Below are 23,693 nucleotides of genomic sequence, written 5' to 3'. Positions count from 1 at the left end.
ACCTTGGGTGACTGAGTCTAGTTCCTCAATGCCCAAAGACGCCAACATATCGCTTGCAAAACCCGTTAGCTGAGCGGTATCTTCAAGGCCATTGGCTATCGCCGAAGCACTCGTATCTCTTCGCTCTGAGCTATGTTTTACAGCATTTTTCCTACGGCGACTTTTATCTCGACCAATCTTGAGGCTTGACTGTTTTACTATCGACTCAACCGTTTTTATTGCCTGAACCAAGCTTCCCGTGCTAACGCCCAGCGACTGCAGTTTTTCATTCAATGGTTTGAGCTGAGTTAGCTCAAGCCCTATTTGCTGTGATGAATCCGCAGTATAGTCATCAGTTAATGCTTCGGATCGACTCGTTTGCTTTTCACCAGCTTCAAATTCCTTCTGGACTCGCTTAAGGGCGTCAAGTAACCCACGCTGAGTTGTTGCTAATTTTTCAATTCCAGCGACCACCTGTTGTGCGCTTATGGTGATGCCAGGTTGTGTTTTTTTATCCACGCTTCACCCCCAAATGAGCCAAAGCTAGCTCGTAACGCCTTAAGGCAATTTCCGTTGTCCACTCAAGTGCATCCGTGGCGCAATAGCCCGCCAAGGGCACAATATCTAAAATGGTTTCAACGCTCTTTACTGAAAGTAAGCCGCTGGTTTGGTTAAAAAATGTGAGGCTGCACTGACAAGGCTGCGATAATCAGGCAGGGGTAAGTTCATGATCTCTGCTTCTTCTAGCTCAGTCAGATTGGCCAAAATAAAGCAAGCACGCTTGATATCATCACTCATTTTATCGGCCATTTTGGATAGTTTGAGCGTAGGAAGTTCTAACGATACTTTTCGCTCACCACTGAAAAAGAGGATCGCGTCTTTGGTGGTATCAGCTTGTTTTTCACCCGCCAATTGGTAGCCTGTTTGATGATAAAAATCGTACGATGCACTATACAGTGTCAGCCAATCTGGACTTGATAAGGCATCAAGCTCTTCTTGATTCAAACCGGTAGAGGCCATCACTAAAGCTTCTTTCTCTTCTTGAGTAAAAGTGTCTCCCTTAGGTTCTATCTCCATGCTCGATTGACGGCTCATAGGTTTTACTGTGACTTGGCGGTGGTCTGCAACGGGCTTTAAAAGCGTGAAAGTGCGTTCTAGATAGTGAGTCTGGCTCATGCTCGTGTCTCTTTTCTGGTATAAAAAAGGCCACCCATGGGCGGCCTTTAGTCAGGTAAATAAATGGATTAAACGTTAAATTGCTTACCGCCTATGATGTATCGACCATTGTCAATATCAACGTCGGCAAGCGTGTTACCGTTTTCTTTCCACAAATGCTTAGTGATTTGCCCCGTTAGGGTTAGCGTTTGCTGCTCACGCATCTTATTTGCGGCATATTCAACTACTACTTCGCCTGTCATTGTGTGCTCAGCGTCATAACGTTTATGTTTATTGACACCATTTTCGTTGTAGATGATGACAGTTTTATCTGCATCTTTTAGTGCGCTTTTTACTACCGCAGCCATTTCACCTTTAATGGTGACTGACCACTCAGAGGCTTCGTAGCCAACACACACTTTCTTGCCCATAAAAGATCCCGGCACATCCGCATACACCTTGGTGTATTTTGGTGGCGTGAACTCTTCCATGTTGTTAGTGATTTTAATACCGCCTGGCAGCGTTAGTTTTCTCGCGTGAGTAACTCTATTAGACATATTTAACCTTTATTAACCGAATGTTTTAATTGCGTCGTCGACGTATACTTTAAGCAGTTCATCGTCTTGATTGAGTTCAATAATTGAGTGCTCATTTGGACGATAGGCGCCCCAATCGATAACCAAGACCCATTCGCCGTTTTTATATCTTTGCAAGTTGTTGCGAGTTTCATGCAGATAGCATCGCGCGCCGATGATCTCGCCATCAGCTTGTAGGCTTGACAGCCAGTTGCTTAACTGAGCAATGCGCTGTTTAAAGAAATCAAAGTCTAGGTTGTATTTCATTGTGTCGCGGTGCGACTTAATGAGCTCGCGGCACAACTGGTTTTCAATCCCAATGATATTGCCAAAACTGCCATCAGCGGTGCGAGTGCCAAGGAACATCAAGCCGCCATTGGGATCGCGAATCGTCACCGATACCCCGACCTTATTCAACTCAACCCCTTCACTGTTTTTATCATTCACGCGGTATCCGACAATACGTGAAATATCATCCAAAGGCGTCGAAGCACCATTTGGTGTTTGAGAAGGTTTAACGCTGCATCGCGCCGCCATACCAATCACAGACGCTGGAATAGCGTGATCCCAGCGCTCACCATTAACATCACAACACCATACACGCTTTTGGTCCCCTCCAAGCCGTGCAGCAAACGCCTTCGCCGCTTCCGTGTTAGTGTTGGGGCCATCAACCCAAGCTTCACAGTAAGTCTGATCTGCAACACCAGCCAGTGCATTAGCGATTGCCAGTTCAGTATCTTCCTCTTTACTGTAAAAACCGGGCGCGGCAATATTGGTTGGCGCTTCAGGACAGGCTTTAAAGGCATGAATACCTGTTAAACGACCTTCCGGTGAAACACCACCGATCACATTTTCAAGGGTTTTTGCTTCGTTTGTACCTTCTGGGCAAAGAATGACGTAACATGGCACCTGAGCCACTTCTAGAAAATACTTGACGCTGTTATACAAAACGCCAGCTGGCTTTTCTCTTGTATCAATCAGTGCTAAGTCAGCAAGGGTGCGAATTTTCACTGGCTCGCCATAGCTAACGTTTTCACTCTTGTGTTTGGTCGTGCCAATAAAGCCACCAAGCTGATTATCTACACCGCCCATAGGGCCTAGCGGTTCACTCACTTCTAGAGAAATCCCGTTATGAGTTTGTGTGGTTATCGTTGCCATTATTTACTCTCTTCGTTTAATTCAAGGGTATTATTCATTAGGTGGTATTCAGCTTGAGAAGGCATCAAACTGATGATCTCACCGGGCTCGCGCCAGCGTTGAAGAATGCGCTTTTCCACCAGCATTCGGTAATCACGCGGATCGTTTTCTCCCTTAGCGCGAGAGGTTGAGGCTTTTTTGCTTGCCATTGGCATTTGCTCCATATAAAAAGCCCTGCAAAAGTGCAGGGCCAAAGTTGATAGTTAGATATAAAAAAACCGCTTAACGCGGTCATAGGTTTATATTTACTCTAGCGTGGGTTTTTGCGGCCAGATAATCTCTTTAGCATCAGTAAAGGTTTGAGGAATATCGCGCAATTCTTGGCGATATTTGCGAAACGGCGCAGCATCGAGGCCATTATCTAAAGCGGTATTAACCAGCTTATCGGCTTCAAACATAAGCTGATCGCGCTTTTCAATCGATTCAACCCAATCTTCTGCCACAAGGCCACGGTGAGTTACAACTAACATTGTCATTACATATTTTCCTTATGCTGGGTGAAGTTTATTGATTTTACGGATCAACTCGGTTTTCGGGCTGTATAGCACGCCGTGTTTTTTTGATTCTGGAAAGTACCCAGTACAAATGGTCGGCAGGGCCAAATAAAGTACATCACCCACACTGGCATCAGCAAAATCATGGTCGATATTTGTGTAATAACCAGGGTCATCGCTTGATCTATGTTCTATTATTTGCTGCCATTCATCTTTTTGTTTGACATTTAACCACTTGACTTTCGAGGTACCTTTAATTTTGGCGTACGCCATAAAGGTAACCGATGGGCTATACTTTATGTGTCGATCGGGAATGTAAAAGTCGAAATGTAGCTTATCTTGAAATGATGTATCGAGCACCGTCATTTTTAATATATTGAAACTTCGGCTAAAGTGCAAACGTCCTCGTGTGATACCCATAAAGTCAAGGAGCTTTTTCGCTTCTTCATCGCGGCTTTCTGGGCTAACACCACTTTGTACTTTAATGATTTCAGTTTTAAAGCAGTCGTTACGCAACACTTTATTTATCCCCATCCCTATGGGATACACGTTTTTATGACCATGAGCATTTGCTTCAAGTTCATGGGTGTCTAAAAAGTCATGGTTGTAATTCATCGCGGTAAAGCCGGTGTTATCGACCACACTTTGACTAAAATTTTGAAAATCACTCTCGGCGCTGGCGACTTTATTATCGATATCTGAAACTTTATCTCTCACAATTTGGGTTAATTTAGTCGTTTCGCTAATTAAGTTGGTTATTTCGCTTGTATTGGCCATCATATTCCTTATTTGTGGTTATTTAATGCGACTTTCTAATACGTTGAGTCGCAGCTCTTGCTTAATGACACTCAGCTGAGTCGAGACATGGCCTTCGGCCAAACTGGTAAAATCATTGTTTAATTACTCACGAGACCTGTAGAAGTCTTCGGCGAGGTATTCTAGTTTTGTTGAGTGGCTTTCGAGCTGCTCATGCATATGACAAGTAAACTGGTTGTACTCTTTATTAGCTGCGAGCAAGTCCAGCAGCCGCTGAATATCATTGGCTTGGATATTGACTAAGCTTGTGCTTAGCGCAGTAAAAGCGGCATTGATACGAGCTTGAAAGCGCTCTAGCTGGCTATCAAGACTGCGCAAATGGGTGGTTTGATTTTCAAGCGTTTGGTTAACTTGCCCAGCGAACTCATCGCGTTGCTTTTCTGACTCAAGCATACGCAGCTCTTGCTTTAACGATTGAGCCTGATTATTGACCACACTGGCGCTTAGCGCCGCGAAGTCTTCATCGATGAGAATATTAAGATTCTCTACCCCAACATTGACCTTGACTGAATCGGTCGGCAGCGCCGATAAGTCCATGGTAAACGGGATAATAACGTGTGCATTGGTGGCTTTATAGTTGAGGGTTTTGTCTTTTTCTGAGATAACCCCGAGCAAGGTGCCGCTTGATAACCAGATCCCGATTTCCCGAATGGCAAATTCGCTATCGCCGGAAAACTTGGCGGTACATTGTAGTGATGCTTCTCCTGTGTCCCTGTATTCTGAAATTTCAACCCGCTGCTTTTCATTGCGCAGGCTGGTTTGAGTCGCGCTAGGTGTGTAGTCTCGGTCACCAACAGAAATCCATTTGATCTCAGCATGAATTCCTTTGGTTTTCTTGTTCACACACTCAGCTAACCCTTGCTCTGTGATGGTGACAGCTAGTGTCATAGCATTCTCACTTTAGTAAAAATAGGTAGTGTGGATAGACAGGGATAACCCTCTTGCTATAAGAAAGCGCTCAATACCTTGTGATTGATGTCCGCCGTTAGGCCAACGTCGGCGGTAGTATTGAGAAGATAGAGATAATAGCTTGGGGTTATCCCCGTCATATCAAAAGCGGATGTCGACCAAGGTGTTACTTGGTATCGCTGGGTTTTACTGCGCCGGTTTTACTGCGCCAACTTTCACCAAAAGATTCGTTATTCTCCCTGGTTGTACATCGGTTGGCTTTGTCGGCCACTCTACGTCAGCAAACACTTGTGCCTTGTCGGTAATGTCTCTAAGCGCTTGGCGATAGTCGCGTGCAGGCTTAATATCAAGGCCTTTATCCAACGCAATATTGACCAAGTGATCCGCTTCAATCAGCAACGGCGCACGATAAGCGCGTATTTTCTCAAGCTCTTTTTCTGCTTGATAAGCGCCAAGGGCTTGCTCTGCTTCGGCTTTAGATAAACCCATTTCAAGTAGTATGTGCATATCAGCGGGAACATTAATAAGTGTTTCACCGCGAAAGTTAAGTTGTTTGATCATAGTGTTATTTTTCCCTTGACTGCATAGCTTCTAATGATGAAGGGGCGGGTTGAGCCTTACCGTAACTTGTGTAGTTAAGTGGGACATTATTGTTCGAGTCTCCTGCTTCAGCTTCTGCCAAAGACACCGTTTTCGATAGCCATTTGACATTTTCGCGGCCCGAACGGGAATAAATCTCTTCTCCATCATTTTGATATAAATAAAACTTAATAGGTTTATTTGAGAAGATTTGGTAGCGGAGCTTGCCGCCTCGAAGCATAAAACCGGACCGAGTTCTTGCTTCATAACCCACTTTGGATTTGTTGTACATTGAGTCAGGTCCGTCTGAGTCCTTCTTTTGGGCCTCACACCAAGCATAAAAACCTACTTTGGCCACACATTGGCGATAACGCTGGCGATTCACTACAGTACGCAAGTAGTTGGCATTGCCACTCCAAGGATAATCTTTCCCTTTAAGCACCACCAAAGCTGCGGCCACATGAGTGTCATTAAAATCACTTGGTGTACCTAACTTTCCATCAGCACTATTCCATTGATAATGCCGAAGAATCTGAATAGTAGTTTCTTCCTCAGCAGGCATCTTGAAATACACCGGATAAAAGGTATCTTTATCGCCATCAACAAAGAGTTCCTTCACATATCGGCCTTGGCCTTCAATCTCTTCTGCTTTGGTGCTCGATTTCCATGCATCAAAACTTTGTTTGGCTTGTTGCAGTGTTTGGTCAATGTGACCCATTTTATTGGCCACTTCGGTGGTTTGCGCCTGACTGGCCTCGGTTTGGGCTTGCGCCGCCAGTTTGACCTCTTGCAATTGGTTTAAAATTTCAGACATTAGTGTGTCTCCAGTTGTCTTAATCGCTCTGCTTGTTGCATTAGCATATGAGATTGCTGAGTTTGCACCGCTTGTGAGCGCATAAACGCCAGTGCATCTTTCATCATCTCGCTATCAATCAAAATATTAAGGTTTTCCACCCCAACCGATACCTGCACCGAATCGGTTGGCAGTACAGATAGGTCCATGGTAAACGGAATGATCACCTGGGCTTTGGCCGCTTTATAGTTCAGGGTTCTATCCGGCGCTGAAATCACGCCAAGTAAGGTGCCACTTGCTAACCAAATGCCTATCTCTCGAATGGCAAATTCTGAATCACCGGCAAATTTAGCGGTGCATTGCAGTGAGGTATCACCTGTGTCTTTGTACTCTGATATCTTTACCCGCTGCTTTTCGCGGCGCAGCTTGGTTTGGGTTGGGCTTGGGCTATAGGCCCTATCGCCTGCCGAGATCCATTCGATCTTGGCATGCAATCCTTTTTCTTTGGCGCTGATACATTCAGCTAACCCGTGCTCGGTAATGGTTACGGCTAGTGTCATGGCGTTCTCGCAGTGATATAAATAGGGCTAACAGATAGGGGGTGAAGACCAAGGGCTGAACCCAAGTAGTCATTGCCGCTTAACTTAGTTTGAGCCAGCTTGGCTTTGACCAAGAGGGGGCTAACCGAAATGGGCGCACCGCCAGCCGCGCCAAGTGAAACGCGTCCACTGGTGCTTATTGGCCATAGCTTAACTTGGGCTTTGGTCGGCTGAATATTAACTCTCGGCAACACCGCCGCCTGAACTCTAAATTTTTGTTCAACATCGTAAGCTAAGGTCAAATCGACCGTATCACGCTCAGATTTAACATGGTTTAGCCGCTCAATAAGGCGGTGCGCCCGCTCTTTGGTGACATTTTGATTGGTGTTAGCCCGCGCCGTAACATAAACCGTGTAGGGCAAACCGCCTTGCACCTTGGTCCAATGTTCAATCTTGGCAGAGTAATCCACCGCCTCCAGCGCCAGCTCAATCCCCGCATTGGTCCCACTGGTTTGATGCACCGAATAAGAGACTCTGGTTATCGCGCGTTTTTGCTTTTCCGTATCACTAAAAAACCAATCATTCACTCCACGCTCCGAGGCGATGATGGGCAGAATCTCTTGGCTGGTGGTGCAAGGGTCTGCGATGGCGGCTAGCACATCTGTGCTTTTAACCAGTTTTTTAACCAGCTCTTTAACCAGTGTTTTAATCCCTTCTTCAAATCTGGGCAGACTTTCTTTATTAGGGGGACTAGGTGCTGCAATAGCAGCTATTACGTCTGGTCTTTCAAACAGGGTTTTAATCCCACCTTCAAAGCTGAGCAGAATGTCTTTGATTGTAGCGCAAGGGTCTGCAAGAACGGTCAATACCTCCGGGCTTTTAAGCAGAGTTTTAACCACCCCTTCAAAGCTGGGCAAATTTTCTTTGCTTGAGGTAGAAGGGTCTGCAATAACGGCTAATACCTCTGGGCATTTATTCTCAGTTTTTTCTCTAATTTCAACCTGAGTTTTAAACTGAGTTTTAAACCACTCTTCAAAGTTGGACAGAGTTTCTTTACCTAAGATGCAAGGGTCTACAATAGCGACTAATACCTCAGGGCTTTTAACCAGTTTTTTAAACCCCTCTTCAAAGCTACGCTCAAAAGAGGTGCGGTTGTCGGGTAAAAGAGTCTGCTCATCGATTGGCTTTGACATGCACGTCCACCTCCTGACAATACGGCGCTTCAAACCATTCACACACCAGATCGGCTGATGGCTGCAGAATGTTGAGCTTGGTGGCGTTATGGTTGTGCGCAATTTGGCTTATCCGCGAGCGCTGGATTTTTTCGCCAAGTTTATGCTGCTGCTCAGCGTAATCTCTAAGCGCTTGCTCTAACGCCTTTTCGTCAATTAAACGGGTAGGCGCGGTTTCTTCCCATGCCTCAATTACAATCTTGTAGGGCTTGATGCTGGCTGAGCGCACGCTAATATGATCAGACTCTTGGGCAATATCAGGGCGGCGACAATATTCTAACACCGCATCTTGCAGTGTTTGGCTCGCTTGACCATTGCCTTCAGGCGAGAGTATGCATATTTCCACTTCCCCTGAATTTTTTTTGAGCATCCGTGCTTTAGCATCTTTAGGCCGAATCACACCCTCGGTTGGCGCGAACTCAAAGCGTTGAGTCACCACATTATCCGACTCGCTAGAAATCGTAATCAAAGGGCGCGCTCCCAGCGTCATGGCATGGAATTTATAGCCACTTCGGGTTCCTGTGGTCGCCAAACCATAGGGTGCTAAGCTGTAGCGATGCAGTAACGAGGCATCCGATTCCTTTACAGCAGGAATGTTAGGCGAGACCGTGTCATCCCCAGCTTTAATAACTTGACGTTTCAAACCCAAGCGGGAAACCACCACATCCACCATTTCCGAGTCAGTAACAGTTTTTGCAAAGTGTTGTAAGTATTTGTAGTTATCGTTACGGGTTTCTTGTTGGCGAAATAAAATCATGGCATCAAGCAAAAGAGCAGCAGACTCGTTGGGGCTGCGCAGCCCCGCGGTTAAATTACGCGCATTTTCATTACCCACTTCCTTTTGTGCATGTGGAAGAAAAAAGTCATTAATAAACCGCTCGCGCATGTCTTCAAATTTTTCAACGGTCAATATTTGTGGGATTTTTATTTTACTCATAGCTCCAACACCTGTTTTTGTCCGTCGTATGTGTAATTAATACGGGTCAGAAAGCCCGCCCCATGTATTCGAATGTCAACTTTTGGGTTAACTATGTCTGATAAATCATTGGCAGGATTAGCCATAATTCGGTGAATGCGGTTAATGGCTTGCATGCGATTGTGCTCATTGGCAAGGCCCATAAGTTTTCGAAACTCGCCGCCGACATCGCGCCGTTTTTCTCTTGAACCTAGCTGAGTGGTGATTGCTTTGAATAATCGGCACTCTGCTTGCTTGGCGCCCCGTACGGTTAGGCCTGTAGTAGGATCGATACCTTGTTGCATAATAACCTCTTAATTAATAGGAACCTCGGTTGGCGAGCCTTCACGGTTTACTTTGTGGCGATGGGTACTAAATTTCACATTGGCGATCACAGCGTCAGAGAAGTTGGCACCGTTGCCTGCAAGGGAGAACGCACCCGGTGCGTAACTCACTAGGGCTGGCGTTTTGATTTGGTCACTCACATCAAGCGAGCCTTTGATGCTGACATTGCCCTCTTGTGACTGAGTGCCCTTGGTGTTAGCCGTGTTCGCACTTCGGTTATATTGTTTGGTCTGCATTGAAATAACTTCTGAGGCATCGACAGAGAAAGACGGCGTGACAAACTTGACCGAGCTATCGGCTTCAACCAAGTAATTACCCGCAAAATCTGCGGTGACTTTAAACACATCAAGAATGCTTAACGTGGTTTTGCGTGGATCCGTTTCTTGGGGGCAGAAGTCGCTGCAATAGGCCGCTGGTAAAGCGATCGCGTGTGCTTCATCAACACCGCCAGATAAATTGAGCACCATGACTTGTTCACCAATACTTGGCGCTCGCCATTTAATTACCTCACCTGCTTCAAAAGCCACCCACTGAATAGGCGGTGAAAGATAGTCATCCTCATTATTGGGCGCATAATCAATCACAGCTTTTGCGCCGGATACTGACTTTACCCGCCCGAGCCTAATAAGGTTTCTAAGCTGGCGCTCTAAACCGTTCACACGGCCAATGAGATCAAGTATTGCTTGGTTCAAATTCATAGATCACCTTCTCATCACCTTTGCTTTCTTTGATGTTTAATGACTTAACCCAGAAGGTTTCCTGCTGCGGGCTTCCATAACGGACCTTTTGTGTAAATCGAATCGCATAGCCCATCATTTCCGAGCTTAAATCTAAGGGCTTTGCGTTGATTGCTTGCGGCTCATCTAGGCAATCAAGCTCCGCGTCAAGCGCCATACTCTCGCCATCGTCGTTATTGCCCATTTGCGCAGGATCTAAAAAAAGCTGGCCAGTTAATAAGGTGATTATCTTGTGTGCCACGTTAGCCACTGCGAGGGTAGAATTGGCGTGATTCACAGCTGGCTTAATCAATATTGTCACTTTGAGTAGATGCTGGTAACGGTCATCGGCTAAGTAATTGCATTGCTCGATACTTGGCAGCGGCAAGCTAACAATTGGCTTATTCACTTGTTGGCTGTCTGGTGCCTCTGAGTATTGCACCTTTACGCTTTGCCCAAGGGTGGTGGTAAGCAGTGCGTTAAGCCGCTCAAGATAATTACCAAGGTCAGAAATGTCGTTCATTTTCAATGCCTCACTTCAACAGATAAAAAAAGCGCCGTTATCGCAGGCGCTTTCGCAGTTAATATTCAAAACCCAGATTGATCAAACCAGCTGAAAATCACAGGTTTTTTCCATGTATTCACTACAAGGCATCGCTCTCCACCACTTGGAAAATAACCTAGCCCTGTCCAAGCGTCTTTTCGGCACTCGTTCGATATTCGCCAGCAACCATGCGGCGACTATGATCAAAGAGAGATGAGGGTTATTGGATAAATGAGCAAAATTAATCGACTTCAAGTCGATACCCAGCGAGTTGAGAATCACTTTACGATGATGGTAAAATCTGTGGTGTTGTTGCATTAATCCAAATTGATAGTGAGAGATTGAACAAACCCCACCAAACTTACTTTTTCTTTGACCTGACTTTGACTCAACTTGAGTAATTTCATACAGAAAGTGTCCTAAATTACGAACTCCAAATGCTTTTCCTACGAGAAAACAGGCTTCTTTAAGATGTGGTGAGGACAAAGCGCCATGCTCCATTGATTCAGCTCCTAGTGATTAGGATCCAATTGATAGGTAGTGAGATCTACCTTGATTTTTGGGCTCCATAAAAAAGTTAAACATCTTTCCGAAAGGCTTGTTGAACAGTAAATCTAATGATGTGAACATGCCCAAGCGCCCCGAAAAGGCCATAAACAACAATTTGGCTGTATGTCATTCCTTGCATCAAACCTAAGTGCCACGCCCCAAATGCCATTGCTAAAGCAATAAACACTTCTGCAAAAAATATCTTAGGTGAGATTTTCTCTGACTTTTTTAACATCACGCCTAATCTCGCAATGATAAAAACGGCAACAAACAGCCAAAAGCCATTGGTCTCTTCATCATTCGTTAACATAAATTACAACTTAAGGGTGTGAGTGGTGATTAAAGCGATACCGATAAAAAAGCCCCTCTGCGGCGAGAGGGGCTTACTTAAGTCGATAAGTCTTGTCTAGTTATGGTGATAACTAAGGAAATCTTCGACGATGACAAAATACTATCATGCAAGGTCAGGATAATGCAACAACAAATTACTCATATTTGAGCTTTTTTTGTTTTTAATTCAAAAATAACTCCAAATAAATACGTAAAAGCCTTAAATAAAAATAGAGAAACCTAATCTTTCCACAGTTAGTTTTGACTATCAGTATTATGAATTCACACTAGATAGCGCAGGCTCGGACATAGATACCACACTGATACTTGATTCTCATTGTAAGGGATAGCAGCCTAACCTAACTTAAACAATAGCTCTTATCTATTAAATAAAAGAGAGAGTTAAGAACTCCATGCAGTTATCTATTTGCAATGCTCACAAAAAAGCCCCTCATATGGATAAGAGGGGCTTGGCCAGTTTAGATTGGTCATCGTGAAAACTTAACAATTCTTCGACGATGACAAAATACTATCATGCAAGGTCAGGGTAATGCAACAAAAAAAGACTCACATATGAGTCTTTTTTCGTTTTATACACACTAGTGCCAAGTTAATGATTCGAAAATTGTCGTTGAAAAGTCCGTAACGATAGCTCATCGAGAGCTTGAAACCGATCAGTGATACTATCGTTATGCTTGGCATAACACTGAAAGTATGTCTGCTTTTTAACACCAATTGCTTCAAATAAATTACGTTGCAAACAGTCAACAAACTCACGCCGTGTCAAACGCTCAAAGACCATATTCCTAATCTTAGCTTTAGTTGGCTTACGGCAATTTTCTATAGGTAGCTCTCCTTCAACTATGCTAACTAACTCTGGAACTAGACTATCAGCCGCACTTTCACCGTACTTATAGATCAACCACTTAGCTAGATGCGAAGGCAATGACTTGAGAACTCTCTGCACCCTTAAGTGCTCAAACACATCATCTGAACAGTTCAGCCGTGCGCTCTTATTGGAACGAGAGGCTTTGATGTGTAGTGGATCTGTTATACGTTCACCCTGCCTTCTTGAACCAGGACGCCGCTCGATATTATACATAGCACCATCAAAGCCAGCACTTGATCTTTGTGGTTGATAAATGGCCAGCGCCTGCGCAATCAAAGCACGAGTTTCCTCTAGTTGCTGTTGGTCATAATTAGTCAAGTTACTCCCCCTTACTGAATATGGAATCTGTCTATTAAGAGCACAAACAAAAACCAAAGAACCAATAGGGGGTCATTATTAGATCCAAAAAATCAATAAATCAACAAAACAACTCAAATTTGAGCCTTTTATTGCATTGTTTTTTGTTTTGAACAGCTAAGATAAAGTAAACTAGATGATAATAACTCTTTATATAGCAATATCTATAGGCAATAGAACAAATAAAACACAGTTATAACCCTTAGCATCACTATGGAAAATCGGATAATAAGCATATCAAAAGCACTATTTTTGTGTCATAAAGTGATTTTATCTGTAAAAAAACTCTAAAAGCATTCTTATTACTCTAAGATGCTTTATAATCGAGCGAAAAAATAACAACAGCACCACTGGGATAAACCAGAGGCATACTGGACTCTTTTTCTAGAGTAAAACAACTGAGTTGGGCGTTTAGATTCAAAAATAGGAGTAAAGCATATGCCAGATGCACATCAGGTTTTTACAGCAATACGCAAATCGAAAAAATTAAAGCAAAAAGATTTTGTCGGTATCGCAAGCCGCGCAACAATAGGAAGGTTTGAGCAGGGAGAGGGTGACTTACCCACCCAAGTGCTGGTGCGTGCGCTCGAAAAAATGGATACTACGCTGGGCGAGTTCGTGACCCGTATGGAAACGGAAGAAATGCATGGTTATCACACCAAAAGCGTGAATATTCTAAGTTGGGCAGACATAGAAAAAGAGCAGCCAGATTCACAAGGTTCGACCTTTTACCCCAATGGCGCTAAACCGGAAAGCTACGCTCTCAGAGTTCGTGATGCTGCAATGATCTCTGCAGACTTTGCCATCAATTACCCTATTGGCTGCTTTATTATCGTAGAGCCAATGAAATCGGCCAGTGATAACACTTTAGTGATAGTTAAAGCAGGTGGCACTTTCCACTTCAGACGTAAATATCGCGGTAAATTTATTCCCGCAAACCGAGAGTTTGAAACTATCGATCAGGGAGAAGTCGTTGGCCGAGTGGTAGGCTGGGTTGGTCATGGTTAATCAACTATTTTCCAAGCGATAAACACAGCCCTAGCACGACTATTTTTAGTTACTTGAATAAGTAGAAAACCTATCGGTTTTCATCGCCACTTTAGAGATTATCCAACTAAAGTTTCCGTTGACAAACTGCTCATAAACACGTTCAATGCAAGAGGTACGGTGGTTATTATCACTGTATTTATGCATTTTGCAGAAGAGGAGCACTACCCAGGTAGGTGTTTTGTGGAGCCACAACTCCAATACATAACACTGAGGGGGAGTAGTGCCGAGGTAGATCAAGAATGTGGTTTTGATCTGTCGGTTGACTTGGGTTGAGTCCCATCAACTGTCACCAGCTCAGTCTGGTGAAGAGCTTCTGAGGTCGCCCTAATAATAAGCTCCTCGACTCGCTCATTCTCTCTTCAAGCAAAGGATTACTATTCATTTTCAGGAAGTTTTGGGAGAAATACTGTGAGCAATTTTAATGTTGCTAAGTTTGGTGGAACCAGTGTGGCTAATTTTGAGGCCATGAGTCGCTGCGCGGCGATTGTCGAGCAAAGACCAAATACAAGGCTGGTTGTGATTAGTGCCTGTTCTGGTGTTACCAATCTATTGGTTGAATTGGCCAATGGCGTATCAGACAATGATCATCGAAGCCAGCTTCTCACTCAACTTGCCACTATCCACGAAAACGTACTTAGTCAGCTAGGCGATGCCACCAAAACCGCCAGTGACATCTATGAAATCCTTGATACCGTCACTAGTTTGGCTGAAGCCGCCTCTATTCAACCGAGTAAAAAGCTAACCGATCATCTCGTTGCTTGCGGTGAGTTAATGTCTACTCATCTTCTCACTAAACTCATGCAAGAACGTGGTATTAATGCTCGTAGATTTGATATTCGCGAGGTGCTACGAACAGACAGCGCCTTTGGTAAAGCCGAACCCGAACTCGACACCATCTACAGCCTTGCTCAGTCAAAATTGGTCCCTTTGTGCCAAGAGCACATCGTTGTTACACAAGGATTTATTGGCTCAGATGAGCAAGGCAATACGACCACATTGGGCCGAGGTGGTAGTGACTACAGCGCTGCACTGATAGCAGAAGCCGTGGAAGCTAAAGGTCTTGAGATCTGGACGGATGTTCCGGGCATTTACACCACTGATCCTCGCATTGCCCCTAAGGCAACGCCTATCTCGGAGATAAGTTTTAGCGAAGCGTCGGAAATGGCCAACTTTGGCGCTAAGATCCTCCACCCTTCGACGTTAGTGCCTGCAATTCGTCATGAAATTCCCGTATTTGTAGGCTCATCCAAGCAGCCAGATCAAGGTGGCACTTGGATTCGCCACCAAGTAGAAGATTCGCCTTTATTTCGAGCACTGGCTCTGCGCTGCAATCAAACAATGGTTACGCTACGCAGCGCACGTATGTTTCATGCTTATGGCTTTTTGGCTAAGGTGTTTGAAATTTTGGCCAAACATAAGATTTCGGTTGATTTAATTACCACATCAGAAATCAGTGTGAGTCTCACTTTGGATCAAACTGATACCGCAGGAGGTGCGCCTCAACTGCCACAAGATGTACGCGAAGAGCTTGAAGAATTATGCAGTGTTGAAGTAGAACATAACTTGTGTCTGGTGGCTTTAATTGGCAACAAGATGAGTGAAAGTAAGGGCTATGCAAAGCACGTTTTTGGCACGCTTGAAGACTTTAATCTCAGAATGATTTGTTACGGAGCCAGTCCACATAACCTTTGCTTTTTGGTCAATGAAGCCGATTCTAAGCTCGCGATTCAAAGACTGCATAGTCAGTTGTTCGAATAAATTCACTTGAAATAAAAAGGGTTGAACATTCAACCCTTTTTTATCACTGGATAATATATCCGATAGACTATCAGTCTCCTGCCACTTTCATACTTTCTAGCAAAATAGAACCGGTCTGAATTTGAGAGCGTGTTTCGATATCGCTGCCAACTGCTGCGATTTTGTCAAACATAGAGCTAAGATTGCCGGCAATTGTCACTTCAGAAACCGGATATTGTATCTGACCATTTTCTACCCAAAAGCCTGCCGCTCCTCGAGAGTAGTCTCCAGTGACTATGTTGACACCTTGCCCCATCACTTCAGTAACCAAAAAGCCTGTACCTAACTCTTTAAGCATTTGCTCAAAGTCTTGTCCCGTTGATTGCACGTACCAGTTATGAATACCACCAGCATGACCTGTTGGTGTCATATCTAATTTGCGCGCCGCGTAGCTGGTCAAAAGATAGGTCGATAGCACACCATCGGAGATAATTTCGCGATCTTGGGTTATCACACCTTCGCTATCAAATGGGCTTGAAGCCAGTCCTCTCAGCACATGAGGTTTTTCTGAAATATTGAACCAGTTAGGTAAAACCTGCTGACCTAAACGATCGAGTAAGAAAGAAGACTTGCGATACAAATTTCCCCCACTGATTGCCATCACGAGATGACCAAGCAAGCCAGTCGCAACGTCGGCAGCAAACATAACCGGATACTGTCCCGTTTTTAGCTTTTGCGCATCAAGACGACGAATTGTCTTTTCTGCCGCTTTTTCGCCAACCGATTCTGGCGTCCACAAGTCGTCTTTGCAGCGCGCAACCGTATAGCTGTAATCACGCTCCATCACACCACTTTTGCCTTCACCAATAACACAGCAGCTGGTGCTGTGACGGCTTGATGCATAACTCGCCAGCACACCATGGCTATTACCATAGACTTTTAGACCATAGTGACTGTCATAGCTGGCGCCATCACTTTGTTTGATTTTGTCGCTGTGTGATAACGCTTGCTGCTCAGCCCGTATCGCAATTTGCGCTGCCTGATCAGGGTCAGGAGTATCAGGGTGAAATAAATCAAGATCGGGTATTTCTTTGACCATCAGCTCTTTTGGCGCAGGGCCTGCGTAAGGGTCTTCGGAAGTATAATTGGCGATATCAAGCGCCGCCAAAACCGTTTGTTGTATCGCCTTTTCACTCAAATCAGATGTCGAAGCGCTGCCCTTTCGCTGCCCTTTAAACACAGTAATACCTAAGGCACCATCACTGTTAAACTCAACATTTTCTACCTCACACATCCGAGTAGAAACACTTAATCCAGTGCTCTTTGTGATCGCGACTTCAGCACCATCGGATTTTTGCGCAGCCATTTCGAGTGCTTTTGCAACCACGGCTTCGAGCTCAACGCTTTGCTGAGCAATTTGCTGTTTTACGTCCATATTTTCTTCATGCTTTAGGTATATTCTTCCTAGGATAACAAGAATTTCGCTTTCTCCCCATGATTCTTGTTAAAATAGAGAAATAGACAGTTAAATTAAGGCAGAAAAATGGCACGTAAGAACCAAAAAGCGCCATGGGAAGAAGAGGAAGAAATCATTTGGGTCAGTAAGACTGAGATGAAACGTGACATGGAAGAGTTGCAGAAGCTAGGCGAAGAATTAGTGAATCTAAAGCCTTCTGTACTTGAAAAATTTCCGCTCAGTGAAGACTTGGCAGACGCCATTAAAGATGCGCAACGTTTTAAAAACGAGGCTCGCAGACGTCAGCTTCAATATATCGGCAAGTTGATGCGCTTTGAAGACCCAGAACCTTTGCAAGCCGCATTAGACAAAGTACGTAACAAGCACTCGCAAGCAACCGCTGCCTTACATAAGTTAGAGCAGCTTCGCGATCGTATGCTAACAGAAGGCGATGACGCGATTGCTGACGTACTGGAACTTTACCCACAAGCCGATCGCCAGAGACTACGCCAGTTAGCGCGTCAAGCGGTAAAAGAAAAGAGTGCGGGTAAGACTGCTAAAGCGTACCGCGAGATATTCCAAGTGCTCAAAGCACTCCACGATGAAGAGTTTTAATACTCCACGAACTTAGCATTAAACTTGATAAATAGTTAGGGCTAGCGTGCTAAATCGCTAGCCCTAGTTGTGTACTTCAACCCTGCCCTGCTTTAACAAACTCACTCAATATTGGGTCTTTATGCTCGGGCGTTAAATCCTCAATATTGCCTGATGCCCAGACTTTTCCTTTATCGACATAGGCAAAATGTGATCCTATGGCTCTAGCATCACTGAGATGATGGGTCACCATCACAAGGGTAATATTGCGTTCGGTTGCAAGTTTATTGACCAATGCGAGCATTTCTTCACGTAACATGGGATCTAATGCTGAAAAAGGCTCATCTAAAAGCCATATAGGATGAGGCTGGACAAAGCATCGGGCTAACGCCACCCTCTGGCGCTGGCCACCAGATAGTTGCTCGGGTAAACGATCCAAATACTCGTCGATACCAACCTGCTTGGCGGCTTGCTCAACCATAAAACGCTGCTCTTGGCTCAGCTTCAAGCCAGGATGTAAGCCTAAACCGATATTCTCTCTTACGCTAAGGTGAGCGAACAAATTATGCTCTTGAAACAAGAATGCAAATGGCCGCTGATAAGGTTCAAGTTTTACAATATCCTCTCCATTAGCAACAATTTCACCACTTTTTGGTTGTATAAAACCCGCTGCGAGAGCCAATAAGGTTGATTTACCAGCACCACTTGGGCCCATAACAGCAACTCGGCTTCCCTGCTGAATATCTAATTCAAACAGGAAGGTATCTTGTTGGTAATGGTAACAAACATCTTTAAACGTGAGCATATTTCACCTTAGAGTTAGCTTTGAACAAGCTTTCTATCAAAGCAAAGCAACCTAGACTCAAAATCAACAGAGTAAGAGAAACCACAGCTGCTGCTGCAATTTGATAGCTTCCTAATAATTGGAACAAATACAGCGGTAAAGTCCGAAACTCTTGGCTGCCAAACAAAGCAATAGCGCTAAGATCGCCGATCGCAAACATAAAACTGATAGCAAATGCATGAGCCAGTGGCCTGCGCAGTGCTCGCCACTCAATCAATCGAAAACGTTGCCAACCTTTGATACCAAGGCTGGCACACAAATATTGATATTGTTGCTCAATATGCAACATAGGTTGGGATAGGGTTTTGATCACATAGGGCAATCCCATCAAAGCGTTAACCATCACCACCACCACAAAACCTAGGCTGAAAACATCCGTAAAACTTCGCAGTAATAAAAACACTCCAGTCGCAATAACCAAACTTGGTGTGACTAGAATAATGGTTCCGATCAGTTCAATTTGATCAGCAAAACGGGCTTTGGTATTCAACCTCAGACGTCGACTGGTCAACAAAATAGCAATGCCAACGAAAAGAGCAAAACCACTTGCCAACAGCGCTATCTTGCACGATGTCCACAAAGCATTCCAAAACGCTGGGTCGCTAAGCACCTTGACCGCTTGGGCATTTAATCCACTCCACACCACCATAAACAGTGGTGGTATCACCAACAAAAGGCTAAAGATAATCCAAAAGCCATCCCATATGCGAGATCTCCACGAAGCGGATAGAGAGAAATGGTCGCTAATTTGCGTCGAAGCTGTCACCGAAATAGGCCTTGCCAAGCGATGCACAGCGAAAGCAATAAGGCTGCACAAAAGCATTTGCCATAACGCCAAAATCGCTCCAGCTTGCAAGTCAAAGTCAAACTTTATCGCCTGATAGATAGCCAATTCAATGGTGGTTGATTTGGGACCTCCCCCCAGTGCCATTACAGTCGCAAAACTGGTAAAACACAGCATAAACACCAGACCAAGTACATGAGGTAGCTGCTGACGCAGCCTAGGCCATTCTATCCATTTAAATTTATGCCAATGTGTCATTCCAAGGTGAGCACAAAGTTTGTGCTGCTCACAAGGAATAGACTCTAGTGCCATAAGTAATAATCGACTGGCGTAGGGCAAATTAAAAAATACATGGGCAAGTAGAATGCCTTTAAGGCCGTAAATAGAAAATGGCGCTGCAAACCCAATCCAATCAAGTAGTTCAACTATTAAGCCTTTATTGCCATAGATAGACACCAAGCCAAATATTCCAACCAACACAGGCAATACTAAAGTGGAGGAAAAGAGCTTGAGTACCCACTGCTTACCAACAAATGAATTTCGATACAAAGCATGAGCAACGGGAATAGCCAGTCCAATACTCAACAAAGTTGATAATGAAGCTTGATAGAAACTGAACTTAGTGACGTGTCGATAATAAGGGTCAGACCATATTTGTGACACGTCTAATGAAGGAGTAAAAGACAATAATGCGCCAATGGCACAAATAACAAAGGCCGCGATGCATATCGCGACCCAGAGTCCTAATTTGGGGATTTTATACAAAAGGTACCCTTAGAAAGTCAAAGCGCTTTGCCATTCTCTAATCCATGCCTTGCGGTTTTGAGCCACCTCTTCTTCATTCAAGCTCAGTGCTTTATTGGGAATGGTGAGAGTGTCAAAGCCCTCAGGTAAAGTGACGTCTGTGACCGGATACATCCAGTTACCCGTAGGCATCAGAGATTGAAAATCATCGCTCAAAATAAAGGCCATAAATTGGTCAGACAATTGAGGATTTTTTGATGATTTGACCTTAGCGGCAACTTCAACTTGGGTATAATGGCCTTCGCTAAAATCCGCAGCAGCAAACTTTGCGTCATTCTCAGCAATCAAGTGATAAGCCGGAGATGTGGTATACGAGAGTACCATATCGGCTTCACCATCAAGAAATAGCGAATAGGCTTCAGACCACCCTTTCGTCACTGTCACTGTTTTCTTCGCTAACTGCTGCCAAGCAGGAGAGACAGCATCGCCATAAACAGACTTCATCCATAACATCAAGCCTTGACCCGGCGTTGAAGTACGCGGATCTTGGTAGATAACTTTAAGATCGTCACGAGATTCCACTAGCTCTTTGAGACTATGGGGAGGCTTTGACAATTTTTCCTTGTTATATACAAAGGCAAAATAACCAAAATCATAGGGCAGAAATACTGAGTCACTCCAACCATTAGGCAAGTCGACTGTTTTGGTATCAACCTGATGTTCAGTAAGCAAACCGGTTTTCTTGGCTTCAGGCATTAAGTTCTTATCTAAGCCGAGTACAATATCTGCTTTGCTATTTTTACCTTCTAAACGCAAGCGATTAAGAATTGACACGCCATCATCTAGAGCAACAAAGTTCAAGTCGCAGTGACATTTTTCCTCAAATGCTTGCTCTATTTGAGGGCCAGGGCCCCACTTAGCCGCAAAAGAATCATAGGTATATACGGTTAATGTATTATCCGCTGATGATGCAGAAAATGATGCAAATAGCGCTAAAGCCATAGTGCTATGAAGGGTTTTCACTGCTCGCTCTCCTTGATTGAGCGGCACAGGTTTGAGCAAACATTTATCACAAATATTTTGACTCAATTCCTACGCCAGTATTATCTGGTTCAGGTATACGGGTCCAAGGCAGTACCTTATCTCAGCCTTATCACCAATAGTGATAACCAGCTCCCCGTTGAGTGTTGACCGAATTGTAATGGGAATTGAGTTATTTATCTAGAGTCATATCCCCAGCGTGGCACCATCTTTTGTTCTATACCTAAATGATCCAAGACTCGAGCAACCATAAAATCCACCAAATCTTCAATTGAAGACGGTTGATGATAAAAGCCAGGTGCTGCTGGCATGATAGTGACGCCCATTTGAGAGAGTTTGAGCATATTTTCCAAATGCAAAGTCGAAAACGGTGTTTCTCGCACAACCAAGAGTAATTGGCCGCGCTCTTTTATGACCACATCTGCCGCTCGCTCAATAAGATTATCTGACATTCCATGAGCAATTGCTGCAACACTGCCTGAAGAACAAGGACAAACCACCATCTGTTTCGGCGCAGCAGAACCTGATGCCACAGGTGAAAACCAATCATCTTTACCATAGACATGCAATTGTTCAGGATCGCAACCAAGGTATTCCACCAAGGTTGCTTGGATAGCTTGAGGGTTGCCGGGCAGTTTCATATCGTGCTCAGTGGCAAGCACCACTCTCGCTGCAGAAGATATCAGCAAGTGAACCTGATACTCTGCGGCTAGTAAGCATTGCAGAAGCCTCAATCCGTATGGCGCTCCCGATGCACCTGTAAAGGCTAATGTTATCGCTTTATTGTTTATTTGATTCATACTACTAGGTTCATTTACTCGGCAAGTTTGGCCAACAACTTTTCTTGTATGCCTTCAAAACCGCCGTTACTCATTACTAGGATTTGATCGCCTGGCATACTTCGCTCTATAACCATATCAACTATAGTATCGACACTGTTTGACGTATATGCAGGCTGGTTACATTGCTCTGCAATATCGGCAACAGACCAATCAATATTGTCTGGTTGATATAAGAAGACCTCATCAGCTTGGTCGAGTGAAGCAGCCAGTGTATCTTTATGCACGCCTTTTTTCATCGTAGCACTGCGCGGCTCGAGCACAGCAAAAATACGCTGACTGCCAACCTTGTTACGTAATCCACCAAGAGTAAGTTCAATCGCTGTTGGGTGGTGAGCAAAATCATCATAGACTCGAACTTTATTGACCTCGCCTTTTAGCTCCAGTCTGCGTCGAGTATTAACAAATTTAGCCAGTGCCTGACATGCGAGCTCTGGTACAACGCCAACATGGCGAGCAGCAGCAATCGCCATTAGAGCATTGTCAACATTATGATCTCCGACCAAGTCCCATTTAACCACACCAGACTCCACACCTTGGAAAAGCACCTTAAATTGAGAGCCGTCTGCCAGCATTTTTTCTGCTCGCCAGTCACCTTGCAAACCTGTGACTTCTTTTTCACTCCAGCATCCACGCTCAAGTACATCATCAATGTCTGTATTTTGCGGTACAAGAATACGTCCATTGCCTGGAACCGTTCTGACTAAATGATGGAATTGCCGCTTGATCGCTTCAAGATCATCGAATATGTCGGCATGATCGAATTCAAGATTGTTGATCACCAAGGTGCGAGGGTGATAATGGACAAACTTCGACCGCTTATCGAAAAAAGCGCTGTCATATTCATCGGCTTCAACGACAAAAAACATACTTTCGCCCAAACGGGCCGAGACACCAAAGTTTCCTAATACTCCTCCAACCAAGAATCCGGGTTGATAACCGCACTCTTCTAAAATCCACGCCAACATGCTTGAAGTCGTGGTTTTGCCATGAGTCCCAGACACCGCAAGCACCCAGCGGTCATGAAGAAGAAACTCCTGCAACCACTGAGGGCCTGATGTGTAACGCATATTGCTATTGAGAACATGTTCGACACAAGGGTTGCCACGGCTCATCGCATTACCAATCACAACAAGATCGGGAGCGGGCTCAAGCTGAGAAGGATCAAAACCTTCAATGATATCGATACCCTGAGATTCAAGTAAAGTACTCATCGGCGGGTAAACATTTGCATCACTGCCAGTAACTTTGTGGCCTAACTGACGAGCCAAAACCGCAGCTCCGCCCATAAAAGTGCCACAAATCCCCAAGATATGAATATGCATCTACAACCTTCTCCCCAGGTTAGAGTTGACTAGATATTATGGTGATTATACGCGTAAATGCGAAAATCTTTGGTTAGGTTTTGGTTGAAAAACCACAACTATAAGCAAGCAAGCATACCAAAACCAGAAATGAATCACTTTTATCCAGAATAATGAAAACAAAAATAAACACTTTGGCAAACTAGAGAGAAAAGTTTTGTTACATAACTGATAAAACGAGATCTCGGTCAATTAGTTTATTACCAATAAAAAGAAATAGCTTTTAGAATAAGGCTTGGCAATAGAGTGCTCCGTTAGAGAACACCAAAGCCAATACCCTACTATTG

The 23,693-nt window shown here is 44.4% G+C and carries 28 protein-coding genes and 2 riboswitches; of the genes, 3 read left to right on the top strand and 25 right to left on the bottom strand.

Features of this window, described 5'->3' with window-relative positions; translation table 11 throughout:
- From MHN79_RS18790 to MHN79_RS18700, 19 genes are all read right to left on the bottom strand, one after another.
- A partial coding sequence (locus MHN79_RS18790) for a hypothetical protein (protein WP_239174250.1) occupies positions 1-498 on the bottom strand: 498 nt, incomplete at its 3' end.
- Positions 499-624: 126 nt separating this feature from the next.
- The gene (locus MHN79_RS18785) at positions 625-1,155 is read right to left on the bottom strand and encodes a phage tail assembly protein (RefSeq protein ID WP_239174247.1); all 531 of its coding nucleotides are present in this window, start codon (positions 1,153-1,155) and stop codon (positions 625-627) included.
- A 68-nt stretch (positions 1,156-1,223) separates the two neighbouring features.
- Positions 1,224-1,691 (bottom strand): phage major tail tube protein, encoded by a 468-nt coding sequence (locus MHN79_RS18780; protein WP_239174245.1) that lies wholly within the window; start codon positions 1,689-1,691, stop codon positions 1,224-1,226.
- A gap of 12 nt (positions 1,692-1,703) precedes the next feature.
- A complete protein-coding gene (locus tag MHN79_RS18775; protein WP_239174243.1) occupies positions 1,704-2,867 on the bottom strand; it encodes a hypothetical protein in 1,164 nt (387 codons plus the stop codon).
- Complete coding sequence (locus MHN79_RS18770; protein ID WP_114787496.1) at positions 2,867-3,055, bottom strand: hypothetical protein; 189 nt, start codon at positions 3,053-3,055, stop codon at positions 2,867-2,869. Before MHN79_RS18770 ends, MHN79_RS18775 begins: the two co-directional genes overlap by 1 nt.
- Before the next feature lie 96 nt (positions 3,056-3,151).
- Positions 3,152-3,382 (bottom strand): phage tail assembly chaperone, encoded by a 231-nt coding sequence (locus tag MHN79_RS18765; RefSeq protein ID WP_239174241.1) that lies wholly within the window; start codon positions 3,380-3,382, stop codon positions 3,152-3,154.
- Positions 3,383-3,394: 12 nt separating this feature from the next.
- Entirely contained in the window at positions 3,395-4,180 is a 786-nt protein-coding gene (locus MHN79_RS18760) for a phage tail protein (RefSeq protein WP_239174239.1), read from the bottom strand.
- Between the two features lie 120 nt (positions 4,181-4,300).
- Positions 4,301-5,104, bottom strand: coding sequence for a phage tail protein (locus MHN79_RS18755; RefSeq protein ID WP_239174237.1), 804 nt, complete (start codon positions 5,102-5,104; stop codon positions 4,301-4,303).
- Between the two features lie 207 nt (positions 5,105-5,311).
- Complete coding sequence (locus tag MHN79_RS18750; protein WP_239174235.1) at positions 5,312-5,686, bottom strand: phage tail assembly chaperone; 375 nt, start codon at positions 5,684-5,686, stop codon at positions 5,312-5,314.
- 4 nt (positions 5,687-5,690) lie between these two features.
- A complete protein-coding gene (locus MHN79_RS18745) occupies positions 5,691-6,518 on the bottom strand; it encodes a hypothetical protein (RefSeq protein ID WP_239174233.1) in 828 nt (275 codons plus the stop codon).
- Entirely contained in the window at positions 6,518-7,057 is a 540-nt protein-coding gene (locus tag MHN79_RS18740; RefSeq protein ID WP_239174231.1) for a phage tail protein, read from the bottom strand. The genes MHN79_RS18745 and MHN79_RS18740 overlap by 1 nt, the downstream gene beginning before the upstream one ends.
- Positions 7,054-8,229, bottom strand: coding sequence for a phage tail protein (locus MHN79_RS18735; RefSeq protein ID WP_239174229.1), 1,176 nt, complete (start codon positions 8,227-8,229; stop codon positions 7,054-7,056). The genes MHN79_RS18740 and MHN79_RS18735 overlap by 4 nt, the downstream gene beginning before the upstream one ends.
- Positions 8,210-9,205 (bottom strand): baseplate J/gp47 family protein, encoded by a 996-nt coding sequence (locus MHN79_RS18730; protein WP_239174226.1) that lies wholly within the window; start codon positions 9,203-9,205, stop codon positions 8,210-8,212. Before MHN79_RS18730 ends, MHN79_RS18735 begins: the two co-directional genes overlap by 20 nt.
- Positions 9,202-9,528 carry a hypothetical protein gene (locus MHN79_RS18725; RefSeq protein ID WP_239174223.1) on the bottom strand — a complete coding sequence of 109 codons (327 nt, stop codon included), beginning with the start codon at positions 9,526-9,528 and terminating at the stop codon, positions 9,202-9,204. The genes MHN79_RS18730 and MHN79_RS18725 overlap by 4 nt, the downstream gene beginning before the upstream one ends.
- Positions 9,529-9,537: 9 nt before the next feature.
- The gene (locus MHN79_RS18720) at positions 9,538-10,266 is read right to left on the bottom strand and encodes a phage baseplate assembly protein V (RefSeq protein WP_239174221.1); all 729 of its coding nucleotides are present in this window, start codon (positions 10,264-10,266) and stop codon (positions 9,538-9,540) included.
- Positions 10,241-10,807, bottom strand: coding sequence for a hypothetical protein (locus tag MHN79_RS18715; protein ID WP_239174219.1), 567 nt, complete (start codon positions 10,805-10,807; stop codon positions 10,241-10,243). Before MHN79_RS18715 ends, MHN79_RS18720 begins: the two co-directional genes overlap by 26 nt.
- An 81-nt stretch (positions 10,808-10,888) precedes the next feature.
- Positions 10,889-11,329 carry a hypothetical protein gene (locus MHN79_RS18710; protein ID WP_239174217.1) on the bottom strand — a complete coding sequence of 147 codons (441 nt, stop codon included), beginning with the start codon at positions 11,327-11,329 and terminating at the stop codon, positions 10,889-10,891.
- Between the two features lie 76 nt (positions 11,330-11,405).
- Positions 11,406-11,687 carry a hypothetical protein gene (locus MHN79_RS18705; RefSeq protein WP_114787512.1) on the bottom strand — a complete coding sequence of 94 codons (282 nt, stop codon included), beginning with the start codon at positions 11,685-11,687 and terminating at the stop codon, positions 11,406-11,408.
- 630 nt (positions 11,688-12,317) lie between these two features.
- Positions 12,318-12,914 (bottom strand): hypothetical protein, encoded by a 597-nt coding sequence (locus tag MHN79_RS18700; RefSeq protein WP_239174215.1) that lies wholly within the window; start codon positions 12,912-12,914, stop codon positions 12,318-12,320.
- A gap of 477 nt (positions 12,915-13,391) precedes the next feature.
- Between MHN79_RS18700 and MHN79_RS18695 the strand changes: the two genes are divergently transcribed.
- Positions 13,392-13,961 carry a LexA family transcriptional regulator gene (locus MHN79_RS18695; RefSeq protein ID WP_239174214.1) on the top strand — a complete coding sequence of 190 codons (570 nt, stop codon included), beginning with the start codon at positions 13,392-13,394 and terminating at the stop codon, positions 13,959-13,961.
- 185 nt (positions 13,962-14,146) lie between these two features.
- A riboswitch (Lysine riboswitch) is annotated at positions 14,147-14,324 on the top strand.
- Between the two features lie 87 nt (positions 14,325-14,411).
- The gene (lysC, locus tag MHN79_RS18690) at positions 14,412-15,761 is read left to right on the top strand and encodes a lysine-sensitive aspartokinase 3 (RefSeq protein ID WP_239174212.1); all 1,350 of its coding nucleotides are present in this window, start codon (positions 14,412-14,414) and stop codon (positions 15,759-15,761) included.
- Between the two features lie 70 nt (positions 15,762-15,831).
- Here the strand turns inward: lysC and pmbA are convergent, their stop codons facing one another.
- Positions 15,832-17,175, bottom strand: coding sequence for a metalloprotease PmbA (pmbA, locus tag MHN79_RS18685; RefSeq protein ID WP_239174210.1), 1,344 nt, complete (start codon positions 17,173-17,175; stop codon positions 15,832-15,834).
- 108 nt (positions 17,176-17,283) lie between these two features.
- Here pmbA and yjgA point away from each other — a divergent pair, with 108 nt between their 5' ends.
- Positions 17,284-17,811 (top strand): ribosome biogenesis factor YjgA, encoded by a 528-nt coding sequence (gene yjgA, locus MHN79_RS18680; RefSeq protein ID WP_239174208.1) that lies wholly within the window; start codon positions 17,284-17,286, stop codon positions 17,809-17,811.
- Between the two features lie 76 nt (positions 17,812-17,887).
- On the opposite strand, the gene thiQ is transcribed toward yjgA, so the two are convergent.
- The 5 genes from thiQ to mpl form a co-directional block, all read right to left on the bottom strand.
- Complete coding sequence (thiQ, locus tag MHN79_RS18675) at positions 17,888-18,595, bottom strand: thiamine ABC transporter ATP-binding protein (RefSeq protein ID WP_239174207.1); 708 nt, start codon at positions 18,593-18,595, stop codon at positions 17,888-17,890.
- Positions 18,582-20,183: a thiamine/thiamine pyrophosphate ABC transporter permease ThiP gene (thiP, locus tag MHN79_RS18670; RefSeq protein WP_239174204.1), complete on the bottom strand. Its 1,602-nt coding sequence runs from the start codon at positions 20,181-20,183 to the stop codon at positions 18,582-18,584. Before thiP ends, thiQ begins: the two co-directional genes overlap by 14 nt.
- A gap of 9 nt (positions 20,184-20,192) precedes the next feature.
- Complete coding sequence (gene thiB, locus MHN79_RS18665) at positions 20,193-21,185, bottom strand: thiamine ABC transporter substrate binding subunit (protein WP_239174202.1); 993 nt, start codon at positions 21,183-21,185, stop codon at positions 20,193-20,195.
- A gap of 49 nt (positions 21,186-21,234) precedes the next feature.
- A riboswitch (TPP riboswitch) is annotated at positions 21,235-21,352 on the bottom strand.
- Between the two features lie 27 nt (positions 21,353-21,379).
- Complete coding sequence (locus MHN79_RS18660) at positions 21,380-22,003, bottom strand: flavin prenyltransferase UbiX (RefSeq protein ID WP_239174199.1); 624 nt, start codon at positions 22,001-22,003, stop codon at positions 21,380-21,382.
- A 14-nt stretch (positions 22,004-22,017) separates the two neighbouring features.
- A complete protein-coding gene (gene mpl, locus MHN79_RS18655; RefSeq protein ID WP_239174196.1) occupies positions 22,018-23,367 on the bottom strand; it encodes a UDP-N-acetylmuramate:L-alanyl-gamma-D-glutamyl-meso-diaminopimelate ligase in 1,350 nt (449 codons plus the stop codon).
- Between the last annotated feature and the right edge of the window lie 326 nt (positions 23,368-23,693).

The organism is Vibrio sp. Of14-4, from assembly GCF_022347625.1.
In the GTDB taxonomy this organism is placed as follows: Bacteria; Pseudomonadota; Gammaproteobacteria; order Enterobacterales; family Vibrionaceae; genus Vibrio; species Vibrio pristinus.
The sequence above is the reverse complement of the archived record's forward strand: the minus strand, read 5'-3'. Positions and strand labels throughout refer to the sequence as shown.

Coding starts and splice junctions, on each gene's coding strand:
- MHN79_RS18725 (WP_239174223.1), bottom strand. CDS start 9,528: ATGCAACAAGGTATCGATCCTACTACAGGCCTAACCGTACGGGGCGCC.
- MHN79_RS18770 (WP_114787496.1), bottom strand. CDS start 3,055: ATGGCAAGCAAAAAAGCCTCAACCTCTCGCGCTAAGGGAGAAAACGAT.
- MHN79_RS18730 (WP_239174226.1), bottom strand. CDS start 9,205: ATGAGTAAAATAAAAATCCCACAAATATTGACCGTTGAAAAATTTGAA.
- MHN79_RS18765 (WP_239174241.1), bottom strand. CDS start 3,382: ATGACAATGTTAGTTGTAACTCACCGTGGCCTTGTGGCAGAAGATTGG.
- MHN79_RS18750 (WP_239174235.1), bottom strand. CDS start 5,686: ATGATCAAACAACTTAACTTTCGCGGTGAAACACTTATTAATGTTCCC.
- MHN79_RS18745 (WP_239174233.1), bottom strand. CDS start 6,518: ATGTCTGAAATTTTAAACCAATTGCAAGAGGTCAAACTGGCGGCGCAA.
- MHN79_RS18715 (WP_239174219.1), bottom strand. CDS start 10,807: ATGAACGACATTTCTGACCTTGGTAATTATCTTGAGCGGCTTAACGCA.
- MHN79_RS18775 (WP_239174243.1), bottom strand. CDS start 2,867: ATGGCAACGATAACCACACAAACTCATAACGGGATTTCTCTAGAAGTG.
- MHN79_RS18785 (WP_239174247.1), bottom strand. CDS start 1,155: ATGAGCCAGACTCACTATCTAGAACGCACTTTCACGCTTTTAAAGCCC.
- MHN79_RS18720 (WP_239174221.1), bottom strand. CDS start 10,266: ATGAATTTGAACCAAGCAATACTTGATCTCATTGGCCGTGTGAACGGT.
- MHN79_RS18695 (WP_239174214.1), top strand. CDS start 13,392: ATGCCAGATGCACATCAGGTTTTTACAGCAATACGCAAATCGAAAAAA.
- thiQ (WP_239174207.1), bottom strand. CDS start 18,595: ATGCTCACGTTTAAAGATGTTTGTTACCATTACCAACAAGATACCTTC.
- MHN79_RS18660 (WP_239174199.1), bottom strand. CDS start 22,003: ATGAATCAAATAAACAATAAAGCGATAACATTAGCCTTTACAGGTGCA.
- MHN79_RS18705 (WP_114787512.1), bottom strand. CDS start 11,687: ATGTTAACGAATGATGAAGAGACCAATGGCTTTTGGCTGTTTGTTGCC.
- MHN79_RS18760 (WP_239174239.1), bottom strand. CDS start 4,180: ATGATGGCCAATACAAGCGAAATAACCAACTTAATTAGCGAAACGACT.
- MHN79_RS18755 (WP_239174237.1), bottom strand. CDS start 5,104: ATGACACTAGCTGTCACCATCACAGAGCAAGGGTTAGCTGAGTGTGTG.
- pmbA (WP_239174210.1), bottom strand. CDS start 17,175: ATGGACGTAAAACAGCAAATTGCTCAGCAAAGCGTTGAGCTCGAAGCC.
- MHN79_RS18735 (WP_239174229.1), bottom strand. CDS start 8,229: ATGTCAAAGCCAATCGATGAGCAGACTCTTTTACCCGACAACCGCACC.
- mpl (WP_239174196.1), bottom strand. CDS start 23,367: ATGCATATTCATATCTTGGGGATTTGTGGCACTTTTATGGGCGGAGCT.
- MHN79_RS18740 (WP_239174231.1), bottom strand. CDS start 7,057: ATGACACTAGCCGTAACCATTACCGAGCACGGGTTAGCTGAATGTATC.
- yjgA (WP_239174208.1), top strand. CDS start 17,284: ATGGCACGTAAGAACCAAAAAGCGCCATGGGAAGAAGAGGAAGAAATC.
- MHN79_RS18780 (WP_239174245.1), bottom strand. CDS start 1,691: ATGTCTAATAGAGTTACTCACGCGAGAAAACTAACGCTGCCAGGCGGT.
- MHN79_RS18710 (WP_239174217.1), bottom strand. CDS start 11,329: ATGGAGCATGGCGCTTTGTCCTCACCACATCTTAAAGAAGCCTGTTTT.